The sequence below is a fragment of the Arsenicibacter sp. R0_47 genome (assembly GCF_057652235.1).
This window is the reverse complement of sequence record NZ_JBYFCJ010000001.1, coordinates 275,666-292,455: the sequence shown is the minus strand read 5'-3', so window position 1 is coordinate 292,455 and position 16,790 is coordinate 275,666. Positions and strand designations below refer to the sequence as shown.

The following is a 16,790-nucleotide window of genomic DNA, read 5'->3' as shown; positions in this document are numbered from 1 at the left end:
GAGCGATTTGTTGAGTTGCTTTGCTTGATCAAAAGACACGTATGTACCGTTTTTTCCTCTTCATCACCCTCTTTCTGGCGCTGAGCGGTTCGCTTCAGGCACAACGTTACACCTTTACCCACGACGACACGCTGCGCGGCAGCATCACGCCCGAACGCGTATGGTGGGACCTGGCCTATTATCATCTACAAGTACGGATACAACCGGCCGATAGTACTATCAGCGGCAGCAATTTAATTCAGTATAAAGTCCTGAAACCATCCCAGACGATGCAGATTGATTTGCAACGGCCGCTTCAGGTGACCAGAATCGAGCAGGACGGGCAGGAGCTTTCATTCCGGCGCGACGGTGATGCTTTTTTCGTAACCCTGAAAAAGCCACAGCAGACCGGCAAAACCGAACAACTGACGGTGTTTTATCAGGGCAAGCCACGGGTTGCTAAACGTCCGCCCTGGGATGGCGGCTTTCAGTGGACCCGCGATGCCAAAGGCCAGTGGTTTATTGCAACTTCCTGCCAGGGCCTGGGCGCCAGTGCGTGGTGGCCCTGCAAAGACCACATGTACGACGAACCAGAATCCATGCTGATCAGCGTGACGGTGCCGGAACCACTGATGGATGTATCGAACGGGAAGCTCCAGCGGGTTATTCAGAATACCGACGGTACCCGCACGTTTGAATGGGCTGTCAGTAACCCGATCAATAACTACGGCGTGAACGTTAATGTGGGCAACTACGTATCCTGGTCCGAAGAATATACCGGCGAAAAAGGCCCCTTACAGCTCAGTTTTTACGCCCTCGCCGAACACGAAGCGCAGGCCCGTAAGCAGTTTCCGCAGGTAAAAGACATGCTGAAAGCGTTTGAACACTGGTTCGGACCGTATCCGTTCTATGAAGACGGCTACAAACTGGTCGAAGTACCCTATCTGGGCATGGAACACCAGAGTTCGGTCACCTACGGAAACGGCTTCCGCAACGGCTACCTCGGCCGCGACCTCTCGCAGACGGGCTGGGGCCTGCTGTGGGATTTCATCATTGTCCACGAATCCGGCCACGAGTGGTATGCCAACAACATTACCTACCGCGACATTGCCGATATGTGGGTGCATGAAAGCTTCACCAACTACTCCGAAAACCTGTTTACTGAATACTACCACGGCAAGGATGCCGGCGCCACCTACGTGATCGGCACCCGCCGGAATATCCGTAACGACAAACCAATTATCGGGGTCTACAACGTCAACCACAGCGGCTCCGGTGATATGTACTACAAGGGCGGCAACATGCTGCACACCATCCGTCAGCTGGTCAACAACGACGAAAAATGGCGCGGGATTCTGCGGGGTATGAACAAAACTTTCTACCACCAGACCGTCGAAGGCAAGCAGATTGAAGCGTTTATGAGCCAGCAATCGGGCATGAACCTGCAACCCGTATTTGATCAGTACCTGCGCGACACCCGCCTCCCAACGCTCGAATACCGCATCAAGGGTAAAACGCTGGAATACCGCTGGACCAACTGCGTGGCAGGCTTCGACATGCCGCTGGAGGTATGCCTGGACGACAATGGCTCGACCCAGCGCCTGAAACCAACCACAGCGTGGCAAAAAATGAACACGGCCGGCAAAACACTTACGGCCGACGCCGATTATTATGTGCTGGTGAAAGAGGTAAAGTAGCCTTACATCGCCGTTACCGTAATTTCGACACGGCGGTTGGCGGCGCGTTCGGCCCCGGTCCCGCTTTTGATCAGGGGCCGCTTGCCGCCGTAGCCTTTAATGGTAATCTGCTCTTCGTTAATACCTTTCCGGACAAGGTAGTTGGCCACCACTTTGGCGCGGTTTTCGGATAAATACTGGTTCAGGCGCAGATCACCCTCAAGGTCGGTATGCCCGGCGATCTCGACATGTATCCGGGGATACTGCTTCAGGCTGGTAGCCAGCTGGTTCAGCTCAGTAAAGGAAGACGGGTTAAGGATATATTCCCCTTCTTCGAACGTTACTTTCCGGAGAATGACCGTGCTGCCTAACGAAAGCGTCATCTGCGGCACAGCCGCTTGTGGCAGTACAGGCTGACTGGCCGCTATCGGTTGGACCACATTAGGTTGCACCGCATTAGGTTTTGTAGGAGTTACTTTTGGTGGCACCGCCCCGGGTTTCTCACGCGCGGCGATTACCGGCGTTTGGGCTGCCGGAGCCGTTTTGGCCGGTGGCGGCGTATCCGGGGCGGCTTCACTGAAGAAAAAGCGGCCCGGAATAATGGAACGGGTTGAGATAAAGCCGGGTGCAGTGTATTTCGCCTTTTCCCTGAAATCCCAGTCCAGATCAGCGTACCCGTTGCTCTTCTCATTAATGTATTCAATCAGGATATCGTAGTATTTACCGGCTTCCATCCGGAAAGGCCGGCCGGTTACCTTTTGCTTTCTGTAGCGCCACTCGTCCATCACCCGCATACCGCCAATCGTCACCCGGATGCCATCGTCAACCACCGACGTAAGCTGGTACTGCCCGGTAGCCGGTGCCAGCAGAAGCCCCGTCCAGCGTGCCGTGAATGGCCGGATTTTTAAGCCTTGAACAGGTTTTGTAAAACCGTCGAAGGTGAAGTTAATGACGGGGTCAACGCGGGTAGCGACCTTTTCCTGAAACGCATTGCCATTGAAATACTCTCCTTTAAGCCCGTCTCCCGTTTGTCGCAATGGCTTTTTAGCCGAAGGGCGCTGCCCCAGCAACGGCAGCGAAAACCAGAAAAGCAACAGGAAAAATGGCAGGGATTTCATAGCGTTGTCGTTTTCACTACAAACATAGTTAAAAAACGACAAACATAGTAACGACAAGGCTTGCCTTGTCGTTACATTACAAATCCTATGCATGCGGCATCAACTGAAGCCGTCTGGTCAGCGCGTCGGCGAGGGGACGTAAAACTTCCAGTTGGTTTTATAGTCGCGGGAGAGTTTCTGGTTAGTCATCAGCGCACGAATCAGGTCGACGGGCAGCGAGTTCTGCTGCATGATTGTATCGTGAAACTGCTTATAGGTCATTTTACCGCTATCGACCAGTTCTTTTTTGAGCGCGTAGAACTGGAAGCCACCCGTCATATACGCCAGCTGGTACAACGGCTCATAGCCCCCGACAAACGACCGGCGCACTTCTCCTTCGGCATTGGCCCGTTCGTGGCCTACACGGTCGACCAGGAAGTCGATGCACTGCTGCGGCGTCCATTTGCCGAGATGGTAGTTGAGCGAAAAAATAATCCGGGCACACCGGTGCATCCGCCAGAACAACATCCCGATCCGGTCTTCCGGCGACTGCGGGAAGTTCATGTCCCATAAGATCATTTCCCAGTACAACGACCAGCCTTCGGTCCAGAACGGTGTCCGGAAGCGGCGGTAGGTCTTGTAGCGGTTGTTCATAAAGCCCTGCAGGTGGTGGCCGGCAATCAGTTCGTGGTGTACCGTAGCGCGGGAGAAGTGCGGGTTATTGCCGCGCATACTCATCAGCTTGTCTTCGTGCGACATGCCAGCGGTCGGGTACGAAATCAGGATGGTTTCGCCGCCCAGAAAAAACGGACTGAATTTCTGCCGCTCCGGCGACATCATGGCCATGCGCCACGTCTCCTCTGCAATCGGCGGGATCGTAATCAGGTCTTTTTTCTTCAGAAAATCAACCGACTCGTTATAGAGCCGCAGAATCAGCTCCGGCTGCTTCCCCACCGGCACCACGCTGTTTTTTACCTTTTCCTGCGCCTGTTTCCAGTTATCGCCGAAGCCCATTTCGCGCGACGCTTTCAACAACTCACGGTCGCACCAGGCAAATTCGCGGTTGGCAATGTCGATGAGCTCTTCGGGCGAATAGGCGATGTATTCAAACTCCAGCTGCCGCAGCAACTCCTCGCGCCCGACAGCCACGCCCGCAATCCCGCTGCCATCATCTTTAAACGGTGCCGCAACCTTAGCTTTGTTCGCAAAAAACGAGGCATACGACGCCAGTAAACTATCGGTTTTCTGGTACGGCGCCGGTACCCACCACGTGAATTGCGGGTCGTAGGCATTGTAAAACTCAAACACACTTTTGAGCGCCGACCGCAGGCCACTGGCAGTTCCTTCGGCGCGCTGGGCCAGCGCAACGTCGATTTTGTCCTGCTTTTCGACCATTTTCTTTGTTTCGGCAATCTCCTTGCTCAGCTTTGCCAGCTCGGTAGCAATCTGCTCCCCATTGACCGAAGCCCCCCGCCGGCGGGCCTTTTCGAGGGCATACACCTTATCGGCAAACGGGAACCACGGCTGAATCTGCTTTACCTCCGTTTCCTCCTGCGCCAGTTCGCGCAGCGCCACGTTCAGGTTCCGCTGAAACAGCAGGTAATCAATCTGGCTATCGACGGGTAGTTTGTCGAAGTCCATTTTACGGAGCTGTGCCAGGTATTCGGTCGTATGCCGCTGCATGCGTTCGCGCCGTTCGGGCGAATTTTCGACAACATAAAACCGGCTCAGACTGCCCTGATCGGCATTGTACTGGGTCATGAGGTGATGCACCTCACTGGTCTGGCGATACAGCGGACTGATGGGCGCAGGCTGGGCATACACCGCAGCACCGGTCAACAGCAATGCCGCGCATTGCCCCCCGTAGGGGCGACCCCACGTGGTCGCCCTGGTGATCCCCCCCAAACGGGCAGCCGCTCTAAATAAATGTAACATCATGTTTGTGAATCAGTGAAGGTAGTGAGTACTGGTTAAGTAGCTGGTAATCTACAATTTTATCCCTAAAAAGCCGCCTCAGCGCACCATCCATTCCATGATGCCGCTGGCAAACTCCTTCGGCAGCTGCACATCGAGCCGCAAGGCACTGGTCCGGACCGGCTCAAACAGGATTTCGTTATAGGCATCCTTTGCCGTGCCGTAAGTACCTTTCGCCTGCACCTCCTTCCAGTCACCGGCTTCCGTGCGGTACAACACCTTCCACGACGCCGGTACGCGGCAACCGCCCCACGGGCCGTCATCAAACCAGTACACCTTTGCCGACGAGACGGTAGCCGGCTTCTCAAATGTATACTGCACCCACTGCAAAGTGTCTTTTTTCGGCCACCAGTGGTAGTACAGGTTGTCATGGTCGTTTGAGTTTTTAGGCTCAGCCTGGTCGTTGATGGCCATCAGTGTTTTTGTCACGTGCGAGGCGGTAATCTTGCTGGTTGAAGCAATGGTTGGCGCGGGCAGCGGGCGGGATGCCGTTGCTTTGGTACCAAACCAGACCGCCATTTCGCCCGAACCACGGTTGGCCCACGCGAAGTACGGAATCGCCTGGAAACGGGCGTCGGCCACGGCAATGCCGTTATCGGTCGTGCGCCGCGATTGCTGCGCCTGCCCGTCGATAAGCGTTACCCCGCCCAGGACGTCCGGCCGGTAGCTGGCGGTTAACTGCGTTTTCGGCGAAACAATCAGGTTCAGGACGTGGCCGTTGGGGAAGTCAGGCCACTCGGCGCAATACACAATCGGACCGCGTTGCAGGGCCACTTTATCGACATCGGCCGCCACCTGTATGTTAGCTACCACCTGCCGCACCGGCATCGGCAGTTCCAGCTGAATCTGATCGCCTTTTTTCCACTCCTGCCGGACAATGGCATAGCCATCAACCAGTTTATAGGCCACCGCTTTGCCGTTGACCAGTAGCGTAAACGGCGTTTTGTCCTGATCGGTAAACCGGTACAGGTCGCCCGGCAGCGGTTGGTTCTGCGCCCAGCCCGGAATCCGGATGGCCATATCAAACGCTTTCCGTTTGGCCGGGTTCAGCGTAAACTGTACCGACCCGCTCCACGGATAGTCTGTTTTCTGGATCACCTCCAGTGCTGTTCCGCCCAGCTGCACCTGTGCCGTACTGTTGATAAACAGATTGGTATACAGGCGGCTATCGGTCTGGGCATACATGTAGCCCGGCACCGACGGAATAAACCGGCAGACGTTACTCGGGCAGCAGGCACAGCCAAACCAGGCGCTCCGCGCATGTTGTCCCTGCGATTCGAGCGGATTCGGATAGAAGAAACGGTCGCCGCTCAGCGATACGCCCGAAATCATGCCGTTATACAGCGTCCGCTCCAGTACGTCGTAATATTTTGCCTGTCCGTGGAGCAGGAACAGCCGGTAATTCCAGTAGATATTCCCGATTGAGGCACAGGTTTCGTTATAAGCCGACATATTCGGCAGCTCATAATCAGCTCCGAAGCCCTCATGGCCGCCTGCCGCGCCGATGCCGCCGGTCAGGTAAAATTTATCGTGGATAATGTCTTCCCAGATCCGGTCAATGGCGTTCAGGTAGGCTTTATTGTCCGTAATGGCGGCCACATCGGCCATGCCCGAATACATGTACGTAGCCCGTACGGCATGCCCGACGGCCTCGGTCTGATCCGTTACTTTTTTATGATCCTGACTGTATTCTTTTCCCCGTCCGCGCACATCCAGGAAGAACTTTGCCAGGTCCAGGTATTTCTGCTGTCCGGTGACGCGGTAGAGCTTAACGAGCGCCATTTCCACAATCTGATGCCCTGGCGCATAATCCAGCTTGCCAGGCCCGAACTCGCGGCAAAGCAGATCGGCGTTTTTCGTAGCAATGGCCAGCAGCGTTTTTTTGCCCGTTGACTGGTAATGCGCCACCGCCGCCTCAAACAGGTGCCCGCTGTTGTAGAGTTCATGGCTCAGGTCCGATTCCTTCTCCCAGCGTGCCGTACCGGCCCACGCGTGCGGGTGCGCCGGATCAATCGTACGTGTCGTGTACAGGTAGCCGTCGGGTTCCTGCGCCTTGCCGACATAGGCAATCAGGGTATCAATCCGGGCATCGAGTTTGGGGTCAGGAAAGGTTTGCAGCGAGAAACTGGCTCCTTCAATGATCTTGTAAATGTCGGTGTCATCGAACGGGTATTCGGTACAGAACTTGCCCGGCTTTAGCTTTCCCGCAACCAGGAAGTTATCGACACGGCCGGTTTTGTAGCACTGATCAAGCGCAATCGGGATCGTTACCTCGTGGTTGCGTTTGATGCGCGGCGCCCAGAACTGATCATTGACCTTAACCGACGTAAACGGCACCGGCCGGATCGGGTAATCATTCCGGTTGGTTTGCCCGAGCGACAATGCGGTGCCCAACAGCAGGGATACGCCTGTCAGAAAGTACGTTTTCATGCGTAGAAAGGTTATGTATTTATTTCACTGTCAGTGCTTTGTTCGCCGCTTCGAGGCTACTCCACGACGGTGGTTCGATGCCCATCAGATGCCGGACAAAGAAATCACGCCGTTTGTGTTCGCCGTAATCCCCGCCGGTCGAGTGCCCCATGTTCGGCACCATCAGAAAATCAAAGTCCTTGTTAGCCTTGACCAAGGCATTAACCAGCTGCATGGTCGACGCCGGATCGACGTTATCATCTACCTCGCCCACAAACAACAGCAATTTGCCCTGTAGTTTATGCGCGTTGGTCACGTTCGAGCACTCATCGTAGTGCGGGCCGATCGGATAGCCCATCCATTGTTCGTTCCACCAGATTTTGTCCATGCGGTTGTCGTGACATCCGCAGGAAGAAACCGCCGCTTTGTAGAATTCCGGATAGAAAAGCAGCGCCCCCGTTGAGCTTTGCCCGCCGGCCGATGTGCCGTAAATACCAACGCGGCTGATGTCCATAAACGGGTATTTCTGCGCCGCCGCCTGCATCCACAGGATACGGTCGGGGAAGCCGGCATCTTTCAGATTCTGCCAGCATACGTCATGAAACGCCTTCGACCGGTGCGAGGTGCCCATCCCGTCGAGCTGCACCACGATAAAGCCCAGTTCGGCCAGTTCAAACATCGACCGGTTATTGGTCATGAACGACTTCGGGGTAAATGAGGCATGCGGCCCCGCGTAAATGTTCTCAATGACGGGATACTTTTTGGCCGGATCAAAATTCGTCGGCCGGATGATGATGCCCCAGACATCCGTTTTGCCGTCGCGGGCTTTCGACACAAATACTTCCGGTTCGCGCCAGCCCAGTTTTTTCCATTCGGTAATGTCGGCCTTCTCCAGTTCCATGAGCACGCTGCCGTCAGCAGCGCTGCGCAGGACAGTCACCGGTGGCATATCCACGCGGGAATAGGTATCAATAAAAGTGGTATGATCCGGCGAGAATGCTGCCGTATGATTAGCGTCTTCGGTGGTCAGGGCCGTCAGACCGCTGCCGTCAAAATTCACGCGGTAATACTGGAGAAAATACGGATCCTGCCCTTCAATCCGGCCACCGGCCGCGAACAGAATCGTTTGTTTGTCTTCATCTACATGGATAACCTGCCGGACCGGCCAATCGCCTTTGGTAATCTGTTTTTTCACCTTGCCGTTACGACCGTCGATCAGATAAAGGTGGTTCCAGCCGTCGCGCTCCGAGGCCCAGATAATTTCCTTACCGTCGGCTACATCGTGGCGGAAGTGTTTGCCACTGTAGTCAATAAACGTCCTGCTTTGTTCGTCGATAATGGCCCGCGCGGCACCGGTTGTGCCGTTGACCTCAATGACCCGGAAAGCCTGATGCCCGCGCTGGTTGTACTCAAACGTAAAGGCGCGGCTGTCCTTGCGCCACTCCAGCCGCGAAATGTTGTATTGTTGATTGAACAGCGCATCATCGACAGGAATCTGCCGGCGTTCGTCAATCAGAAAGAGCTGCGGCCGGCGTACCGGCAGCGCATCGCCCGGTTTCAGGTATTCGCGGTTTTCAAGCTTTGGCTGTAGCTGGTCTTCCGGCGACGACCGGACAAAATAGATCAAATGCTTCTGATTCGGCCGCACCTTGTTGGTGGCCAGTTTTTTGGAATCGGGCGACCATTGCAGGCGGCTGGAATAATACTCACCTTCCGAGCCGTCGAAGCTCAGCTGGGTTTCCTGACGGGTTTTCTGCGCCCGTATATATACGTTGTAGTTGCGGATGAAGGCAACATAGTTGCTGTCGGGCGAGATAACGGTCTGATCACTGAGTTCCGGCGCCGATGCACCCCAGTACCGGGGATTGCGCCCCTCCGGTTTAGTTTCCCCTTTGTTACGTAGTTCGCGGGTAGCCAGGGCATATTGCCAGGTAATGCCATCGACGACAAATTCGATTTCCTGATCGTCTTTCCGGTAGGTTAACTGATTGAACGGCAGGCTATACGGAATATATTTCCGGCGGGAATTATCGGACAGTTTCTGTGCCAGATCGCTGTGATCAAAGGCAGGCTGGCGGGTGCGCGCCTGCGGATCAACGGTGATAAACTCTTTACCCTGTTCAGTCTGAATGGTATACCAGCCGTATTTACCGGATGCGGACCAGTTAACGGTATTGGGTGCATGATACACTTTATCGCGCAGTTTAGTACGCAGCGCCTCAGCGCGGAGATAATCAGCCTGCTGACCCTGAGCGAAAGTCAGTGAGGGGATTAATATAAGGAGAAAAAGATAGCTTAAGCGGCGGCAACACCGCTGTCGGAAAACGTGTGAACGCATGTATGGGTTATGGTTAAGTGCTTATTCCGAAAAGAATTTGTAAACTAATTTCTACACAAAATTTACAAAAAAAACAGCTATCCAAGGCAGTTAGCTGTTTCTGTCAGTCCCTTAACATCTTTTTGTATAGTTTCTCGTTGTACACAAAAGGTACATCAAACTTACTCTTTTCCCCACAACATAGCTTTGCCTGCTTTACCGAAGTTTGGTAGTATTTTATCGCCCTTTTGCTCAAATAAAGGCAATAGCTGTTTATATATGCTCATTTTGGCCGGATGTAAGCTTATTTTAAGGAGTAATATCCGGCCAAGACGATAGGTACACACAGCTTAATATACCATTAACCGCTTGATATTATTTCTTCGGTTAAGGTCGGGCACAGTACATACAGGATCAATAGCAATAAATCTGGCTTTGGGTACGAGAGTAACTCTGACCGGTGGCTCAAGGGGCCCGACAAATACCTCCGTCCGGCTCAGTATGTGCTTTTCTTCATCCAGCAACGCTACCTGTATCCAATCCAGAACCGGAACACGTTTTTGATTACCCATGCCATCGTCTTCCCACTTATCTGCTAAGGCATTAAACTGGACAACATCATCCTGTTGGGTCAAAAATGCAATCTGCCAATCGTACCAATTCCGCTTTGTAAAGTAAGCCAGCTGATAAGTTAGTGAGTCGGGCAACTGACTAGTCAGTTGCTGCAGTAATGCCGGCGTAGTAGCCTTTTCCGGTTTACCGGCTCCAATCGTTGTGCTGTAGAAGCTTCCGATACTTTTATTTAATTTTTTATAACCCCAGAGTTGCCCCAGATCATGCAGGGCTAAACTGGCTTTATGAATATCGGCATATGGTTTTCGCGCACTTTCGGTTAGCGTCGGTTCATACCCTTTTTCCCGTCCGCGCCCTTTCTTATACAGCCTGAAATGTTCCTCCATATGTACGGGTAGCTTTAGTTCACCATATCGGTTAACCAGCGCTTGTAAGGCCAGAAACTCTGCGATACCATGCTGGATGACCCCTGTTACCGGCTTATCAACATTCTGGGTTCCCAGCCATTGCTCAAATACCAGCCGAGACAGAAGCAGGTAGGTTTCGTCGGGTCCCTCCCGCGCAATGTCGGTAAACCAGCCCCGTTTCTCCGACAGGTAAATCCGCCCCCCAGCCATCGACAGGGCCGGATCGCCCTGAAACGGCACCTCCGCAACCGTCAGCGACGGATAGGGATACTTCCCTAATACTGCCGAACCAGATTGCAGCGCGTCGGTAATTGCCTCTTTGAACAGCGACAGGTTGTAGGTATGCTGTGCATATACTGTGACGGGAATAGTTCCCTGAGCAGTCCGGATGGTATAATCCAGCCGCTGCTGATTAGCCGGCGGTGCCCAGCGTTGCGGGATAAAGGCCGTTGCTGGCTGTATATCGGGTAAACGCAGCATAAGGGCGCTAACGGCCAGGATCGGTATAGCTACGGCCAGCAAGGCAAGCCGGTACGGGCGGTTTACCCGTTGTTGCCATTGCCGGAGCCGCGCGACAGGATACGTTTCTATACCACGTAGTTGCCAGCCAAGCGCCAGCAGGAACAGCAATCCGGCTACCAGCCACCATAGCAGCGCATAGTAAGGCTGGATAGCGGCAGACAGGCCGTAGCCGGTCAGTTCGGAGTAATCTGCGGCGGCAGGCAGGAAGCTGTAGACCGGGACATCAACCCCGACCGCATCGGCCGTAACCAGCAACACGTACACCAATATGGATATAAACAGACCCAGGTACCGGTTCGGGATCAGGGTTGTGATCAGTACTGTCAGGATAATGCGTTGTACAAATCCGCCAAAACCATCCATCAGCAAATCACGGGCATAAAGCGCTCCGTTTACAGCTGACGCCAGCCCGCTCGCCAATTGAACGCCCACACCGGCCAGGCCTAAGCCCAGCGACAAGCCCAGCGCCAGAAGTATCATCGTCAATACCTTAGCCGACAGCGTTACCCAGCCAGGGAACGGCAGCGTATCATAAATGAGCTGAAACCGGGTTGTCTGTTCACGGTACATCAGTTCACCGGTCAGAACGATGAGCAACAGCGACAGGGCAATCCCAATCGGATGACGAAGCGCTGTGATCCTGGCCGTTAGCGGCAACAAAAACTGATCAGCGCCCTCTGTACGGTACAGATAGGCATAGGCAACGGTCAGCAGCATAACTGCCACCAAACTGAGTACTGCTACGGGCTGACGGAACAGCATCCTGATTTCCAGCCATGTAAGCCAGGCAGCCTGTTTCAAACGGGCGGCAGTTGTAAAAAGCGGCGTCATCACCGGCAGACCGGTTGTTTGCGGAATAACGTTCTCAATTACTTTAAGTGATTGTCGGCGGGACTGTGGTTGTTCTACAAAGTCCTGAAACGAAAATTGAGTATCCGCCTTGACGAGTAGCCCGAGAGCCGCCCCCAGCCACAGCAACCGGTTAATGATGAAGAAATCGGCAAATGGCAGGTAACCGGTATTTTGCTCAGTTGTCGACAGACCATCGACGGTGTCCTTTGTAATACCGAAGCAAAACGGATCGAGCATCAGCAGATCACTTTCGAAAGCCGCCTCCCGGTTCGATTCCATCAGCAGGAAGTACACCATGAACAGCAGCATCGTCAGGTAGGCCCCCAGCATCCGGCGGGTAACTATTGTCAGCGAAAAGGACATGGCCGTTACCAGCAGGATGTTCTGTGGCACGACCCGGACAAACGCATCGAGCAACGGACCAATGTGCAGCGGACCGGTCTGATCCGGAAACAGCAGTGGTAAAACCAACACGCCAACCGGATAGAAAAGGGACAGTAAAAGCACGGTGATGTATGTCCCCGCAAATTTTCCGATCAGATAGGTATGATCTGACATCGGCAGGCTGTAGAGATACCCCGTTACCTTGTGGTCCAGGTCTTTGGTAAGCGACTGCCCCGCCAGAATTGATGCCATGATGGCAATGGCCATGCCGAACGAGGCCATTACGAGGTAAAGGTTCGCCGGTGAGTTGATGAAGGTCTTATCGTTGGCGTAGTAGGAAAACAACCGCTGACTGTACCAGACTGCCTGTGCAGCAATAAGCAGAGCAAACACATAGGTAACCGGCCGGCGAAGATGGTAGTTGATTTCGAAGCGAATGAGGTGGTAGAGTGATTGCATACAGACAAGTAGTGACGGCGTAAAGAAACTGTGATTAAAAACGTTAGACGGTTTACGTTGTTGTTAATAACGACCGGAAGTATGTATTTTTGTTGATGTTAAATGTAAAGAATTATGGTTATTGATAAAAACACCATTAAGGCTGCTTTACGGGAGCTTTTGCATGAAGAACCCGAAACGTTTAAAAATCTGCTGAAAGAAATTCTGCAGGAACAGGTTCAGCCGACTGATGCTGAAGTCGACGCCTTAATGCAGGCAAACTTCAAGCGCTTTGATGCTACCTTTAAAGCACTGGCGTAATGCAGGTAAGGTATCTGACGAAAGAGCAAATTATCAAACTCAACCAGGCGACTATTCAGGAGCACGGCGGGAATTTTATGCCGCCCAAAAACTTTTTACACGAAGAAAATTTAGATTACCTCCTGGATGCAGTGCAGGCAGATATGTTTGGAGTGCCGCTTTACCCGACGATTACAGATAAAGCTGCGCTTCTTTGCCATAGCATTATCTGTAACCATATCTTTTCAGACGGAAATAAACGAACCGGACTTGGTGCAGCTCTGATTTTTCTCAACCTGAACGGATATTCCATGGCACCATCCGTAGACGATACTTTACTGACAGATTTCATTATCCGGGTAGCCTCCGGCCTGGTCGATCTGGATACTTGCAGGGCTTGGTTTACCCGATACGCTGTTACCAACCAGCCTCACTGACAACGTACACTTCCTAAAAAATTCAGGCCATTTTGTCGTTCAGGGCGTTGTATACGTAATCGTATATCAACGTTCATGAACAACAACAGGCTATGCATCCACAAAACATAACCCTCGACGATAAGCTCCACTGGTACAAAGACGCCATTATTTACGAACTGCACATCAAGGCATTCAGCGATGGAAACGGCGACGGAATCGGTGATTTTCAGGGACTTATTCAAAAACTGGATTACCTGCAGGAACTTGGCGTCACGACCGTCTGGGTGCTGCCCTTCTACCCCTCACCGCTGCGCGACGATGGCTACGACATTGCCGACTATTACAGTATCAATCCGTCGTACGGCGATCTCGATCAGTTCCGGCAGTTTCTGGATGAGGCTCACAAACGCAATCTCAAAGTCATTACCGAACTGGTCATTAACCACACGTCTGACCAGCATCCGTGGTTTCAGCGGGCCCGCAAAGCGCCCAAAGGCTCTCCGGAACGGGATTACTACGTCTGGTCCGACGATCCGACGCAGTATAAAGACGTACGGATCATTTTTCAGGATTTTGAAGCCAGCAACTGGACATGGGACCCTGTAGCCGGGCAATATTACTGGCACCGGTTTTTCCACCACCAGCCCGATCTCAACTACGACAGTCCGCAGGTACAGGCCGAAATCTTTACCATCATTGATTACTGGTGCGAAATGGGCGTCGACGGCTTCCGGCTCGATGCCATTCCCTACCTCTTTGAACGGGAAGGCACCAACGGCGAAAACCTGCCCGAAACCCACGAATACCTCAAAAAACTCCGGAAACACGTTGACGAAAAACACCCCGGCACCGTTTTTCTGGCCGAAGCCAACATGTGGCCGGAAGAATCGGCTTCGTATTTCGGCGATGGCGATGAGTGCCATATGAACTACCATTTTCCGGTTATGCCGCGCATGTTCATGGCCGTGCAGATGGAAGACCGCTACCCGATCACGGATATTTTCGACCAGACACCGGCCATTCCGGACACCTGTCAGTGGGCCATTTTCCTGCGTAACCACGACGAACTGACGCTCGAAATGGTGACCGACGAAGAGCGGGATTACATGTATAAAACCTACGCCAAAAACCCGAAAGCCCGCATTAACCTCGGTATCCGGCACCGGCTGGCCCCGCTGATGGACAACGACCGCCGGAAAATTGAGCTGCTGAACAGCCTGCTGTTTTCGCTCCGTGGTACGCCGGTGATTTACTACGGCGACGAAATCGGAATGGGCGATAACTTTTACCTCGGTGACCGCGACGGCGTGCGCACCCCGATGCAGTGGTCGCCCGACCGGAACGCCGGTTTTTCGGCCACCAACCCGCAGAAGCTCTACCTGCCCGTGATTCTGGATCCGGCCTATCACTACGAGTCGGTGAACGTGGAGACGCAGCGGCAGAATACTTCGTCGTTGCTGTGGTTTACCAAACGCATGATCAACATGCGGAAGCGGTTCAAGGCGTTCGGGCGGGGGGATCTGACGTTTTTGCCGGTTGAGAATCCGAAAATTCTGGCCTATACCCGGCAGTACGAAGACGAAACACTGCTGATCGTGGTGAACCTGTCGAAATACTCGCAACCGGCGGAGATTGATCTGTCGCGGTTTGCGGGCTACCGGCCGGTAGAGGTATTCAGCAAGAACCGCTTCCCCGAAGTCCGCGACGGCGTACCCTATTTCTTTACCATGGCGCCATACGAATATGAGTGGTTTGTGATGGAGCCGGTCAATACGGCCAGCCGCCAGTCCGACGAATGGCCGTCGCTGACGCTTAACCGCTGGGAGGACCTGTTGCCAAGCTTCGGCAGTGACCTCGAACAAACGTTGTTACCGGCCTATTTTGCCCGGATGAACTGGTTCAGCGGCAAAGACCGGAACCTGCACAGCCTGAGCATTGTCCGGCAGGCAACGGTTGAGACCGGCAACGGCTCCGTCGTTTTCCTGCTTATCGAAGCGACCTACAAGAGCGGTCTGCCGGAGACCTATTTTCTGCCGCTGGGCTTCGGCGCCGGTAAACTGGCCGCAACCTGTCCGGATGCCGTCATTGCCCGGCTGCGGATCGGCGACACCGAAGGGATCCTGTGTGATGCCCTGTTTACGGCCGACCTACAGCAAACGCTCCTGACCCACATGGCCCAAAACCAGCGGATCGGCGCCTCGGCCGGCAGCCGGTTGCTGTTCCAGGGGAAAGAAGCGCTGGCCAACCGGTGCGGCGACGAGACGCTCAAGGTGAAGGTACACACCTCGGTAGACGGCTATACGGGGCTGGCTTACGACAACTGCTACTTCCTGAAACTCTACCGCAAAGTGGATCCGGCCATTAATCCTGATCTGGAAATTACCCGTTACCTGACCGACGAAGCGCATTACAACTACATTCCGGCGTATCGGGGCGCCATTGAGTGGCAGCAGGAGAACGATACGATTGTACTCGGTATGATGCAGGACCTGATCGAAAATCACGGTAACGGGCGGACGTTCATGCAGGAGCGGATCAACAACTACATCGAGCGGATTCTGGCCCGCAACCGCGACGAACTGCCGACAAAGCTGGAAGGGACACTGACCCATCCGCTGGCCTTCGACGAGCTACCGGAAAACCTGAAGGTATTGCTGGGCAACACCGCCTCCGAAGAAGCGCGCCTGATGGGAGTCCGTACGGCCCAGCTGCACATGGCGCTGGCCGACAGTAAGCTGCCTGATTTCAGCCCCGAGTCCTTTTCGCTGCACTATCAGCGGTCGCTTTTTGCCGGGATGCAATCGCTGGTCCGTGAGGGGTATCAGCAGATTGAACGGCACCTGCACAGCCTGCCCGAATCGGCGCGGAAAGAGATTGATACCATTGTCGGGCATAAGGACGCCGTGCTGGATGTACTGAAGCGGATTTATACCCACAAGCTGGAAGCGACCAAGATCCGGATTCACGGCAATTACCATCTGGGTCAGGTTCTGCTCACGGGCAAAGACCTCGCCATCGAGGATTTCGTGGGCGACCCGACCCGCAGCTACAGCGAACGCCGGCTGAAGCGGTCGCCGCTGCGCGATGTGGCATCGATGATCCGGTCATTTTATTACGTTGCCTACGAGGGCATTCAGGCTACGCGGCAGGTGCAGGAAGCCGACATTACAGGACTGCTGCCGTTTGCGCGGTTGTGGGCCAAGGGCATGAGCGGCTTTTTCCTGCGGGCCTATCTGGATACAGTGGAAGGCTGCTCGTTTATCCCGGCCGACGAAACCGACCGGACGATGATGCTGGAAACCTACATGCTCGAGCGTGCCTTGTCCGACCTCAACACCGAACTGGCGAACCGCCCCGAATTCGTAACCGTTCCCGCCCGGATCATTCACCGGTTGGTGGTAGAGCGGTAAAAAGCAGGAGCCGGTTTGTGCTGCTGTGTGCAA

The 16,790-nt window shown here is 54.0% G+C and carries 9 protein-coding genes; 4 read left to right on the top strand and 5 right to left on the bottom strand.

Going from position 1 to position 16,790, the window contains the following annotated elements; translation table 11 throughout:
• Positions 1 to 41: 41 nt before the first annotated feature.
• Entirely contained in the window at positions 42 to 1,676 is a 1,635-nt protein-coding gene (locus AC23NW_RS01200; RefSeq protein WP_487447160.1) for a M1 family metallopeptidase, read from the top strand.
• 2 nt (positions 1,677 to 1,678) lie between these two features.
• Here the strand turns inward: AC23NW_RS01200 and AC23NW_RS01195 are convergent, their stop codons facing one another.
• From AC23NW_RS01195 to AC23NW_RS01175, 5 genes are all read right to left on the bottom strand, one after another.
• Entirely contained in the window at positions 1,679 to 2,773 is a 1,095-nt protein-coding gene (locus tag AC23NW_RS01195; RefSeq protein ID WP_487447158.1) for an OmpA family protein, read from the bottom strand.
• Between the two features lie 117 nt (positions 2,774 to 2,890).
• Positions 2,891 to 4,513, bottom strand: a complete 1,623-nt coding sequence (locus AC23NW_RS01190) for a DUF885 family protein (RefSeq protein ID WP_487447723.1) — start codon at positions 4,511 to 4,513, stop codon at positions 2,891 to 2,893.
• Between the two features lie 252 nt (positions 4,514 to 4,765).
• On the bottom strand, positions 4,766 to 7,156 hold the full coding sequence (locus tag AC23NW_RS01185; protein ID WP_487447156.1) for a glycoside hydrolase family 127 protein: 2,391 nt from the start codon (positions 7,154 to 7,156) through the stop codon (positions 4,766 to 4,768).
• A gap of 19 nt (positions 7,157 to 7,175) precedes the next feature.
• Entirely contained in the window at positions 7,176 to 9,473 is a 2,298-nt protein-coding gene (locus AC23NW_RS01180; RefSeq protein ID WP_487447155.1) for a S9 family peptidase, read from the bottom strand.
• Between the two features lie 329 nt (positions 9,474 to 9,802).
• On the bottom strand, positions 9,803 to 12,649 hold the full coding sequence (locus AC23NW_RS01175) for a hypothetical protein (protein ID WP_487447153.1): 2,847 nt from the start codon (positions 12,647 to 12,649) through the stop codon (positions 9,803 to 9,805).
• Positions 12,650 to 12,763: 114 nt separating this feature from the next.
• Here AC23NW_RS01175 and AC23NW_RS01170 point away from each other — a divergent pair, with 114 nt between their 5' ends.
• The 3 genes from AC23NW_RS01170 to treS all read left to right on the top strand — a co-directional run bounded on the left by AC23NW_RS01170 (position 12,764) and on the right by treS (position 16,757).
• The gene (locus tag AC23NW_RS01170; protein ID WP_487447152.1) at positions 12,764 to 12,949 is read left to right on the top strand and encodes a hypothetical protein; all 186 of its coding nucleotides are present in this window, start codon (positions 12,764 to 12,766) and stop codon (positions 12,947 to 12,949) included.
• Complete coding sequence (locus AC23NW_RS01165) at positions 12,949 to 13,365, top strand: type II toxin-antitoxin system death-on-curing family toxin (RefSeq protein ID WP_487447150.1); 417 nt, start codon at positions 12,949 to 12,951, stop codon at positions 13,363 to 13,365. Before AC23NW_RS01170 ends, AC23NW_RS01165 begins: the two co-directional genes overlap by 1 nt.
• A gap of 92 nt (positions 13,366 to 13,457) precedes the next feature.
• Positions 13,458 to 16,757 carry a maltose alpha-D-glucosyltransferase gene (treS, locus tag AC23NW_RS01160; protein ID WP_487447149.1) on the top strand — a complete coding sequence of 1,100 codons (3,300 nt, stop codon included), beginning with the start codon at positions 13,458 to 13,460 and terminating at the stop codon, positions 16,755 to 16,757.
• Positions 16,758 to 16,790 lie beyond the last annotated feature (33 nt).

What these genes read in the sequence shown, in the direction of transcription:
- treS (WP_487447149.1), top strand. Translation starts at nt 13,458, where the DNA reads ATGCATCCACAAAACATAACCCTCGACGATAAGCTCCACTGGTACAAA.
- AC23NW_RS01200 (WP_487447160.1), top strand. Translation starts at nt 42, where the DNA reads ATGTACCGTTTTTTCCTCTTCATCACCCTCTTTCTGGCGCTGAGCGGT.
- AC23NW_RS01170 (WP_487447152.1), top strand. Translation starts at nt 12,764, where the DNA reads ATGGTTATTGATAAAAACACCATTAAGGCTGCTTTACGGGAGCTTTTG.
- AC23NW_RS01180 (WP_487447155.1), bottom strand. Translation starts at nt 9,473, where the DNA reads ATGCGTTCACACGTTTTCCGACAGCGGTGTTGCCGCCGCTTAAGCTAT.
- AC23NW_RS01190 (WP_487447723.1), bottom strand. Translation starts at nt 4,513, where the DNA reads ATGACCCAGTACAATGCCGATCAGGGCAGTCTGAGCCGGTTTTATGTT.
- AC23NW_RS01165 (WP_487447150.1), top strand. Translation starts at nt 12,949, where the DNA reads ATGCAGGTAAGGTATCTGACGAAAGAGCAAATTATCAAACTCAACCAG.
- AC23NW_RS01195 (WP_487447158.1), bottom strand. Translation starts at nt 2,773, where the DNA reads ATGAAATCCCTGCCATTTTTCCTGTTGCTTTTCTGGTTTTCGCTGCCG.
- AC23NW_RS01175 (WP_487447153.1), bottom strand. Translation starts at nt 12,649, where the DNA reads ATGCAATCACTCTACCACCTCATTCGCTTCGAAATCAACTACCATCTT.
- AC23NW_RS01185 (WP_487447156.1), bottom strand. Translation starts at nt 7,156, where the DNA reads ATGAAAACGTACTTTCTGACAGGCGTATCCCTGCTGTTGGGCACCGCA.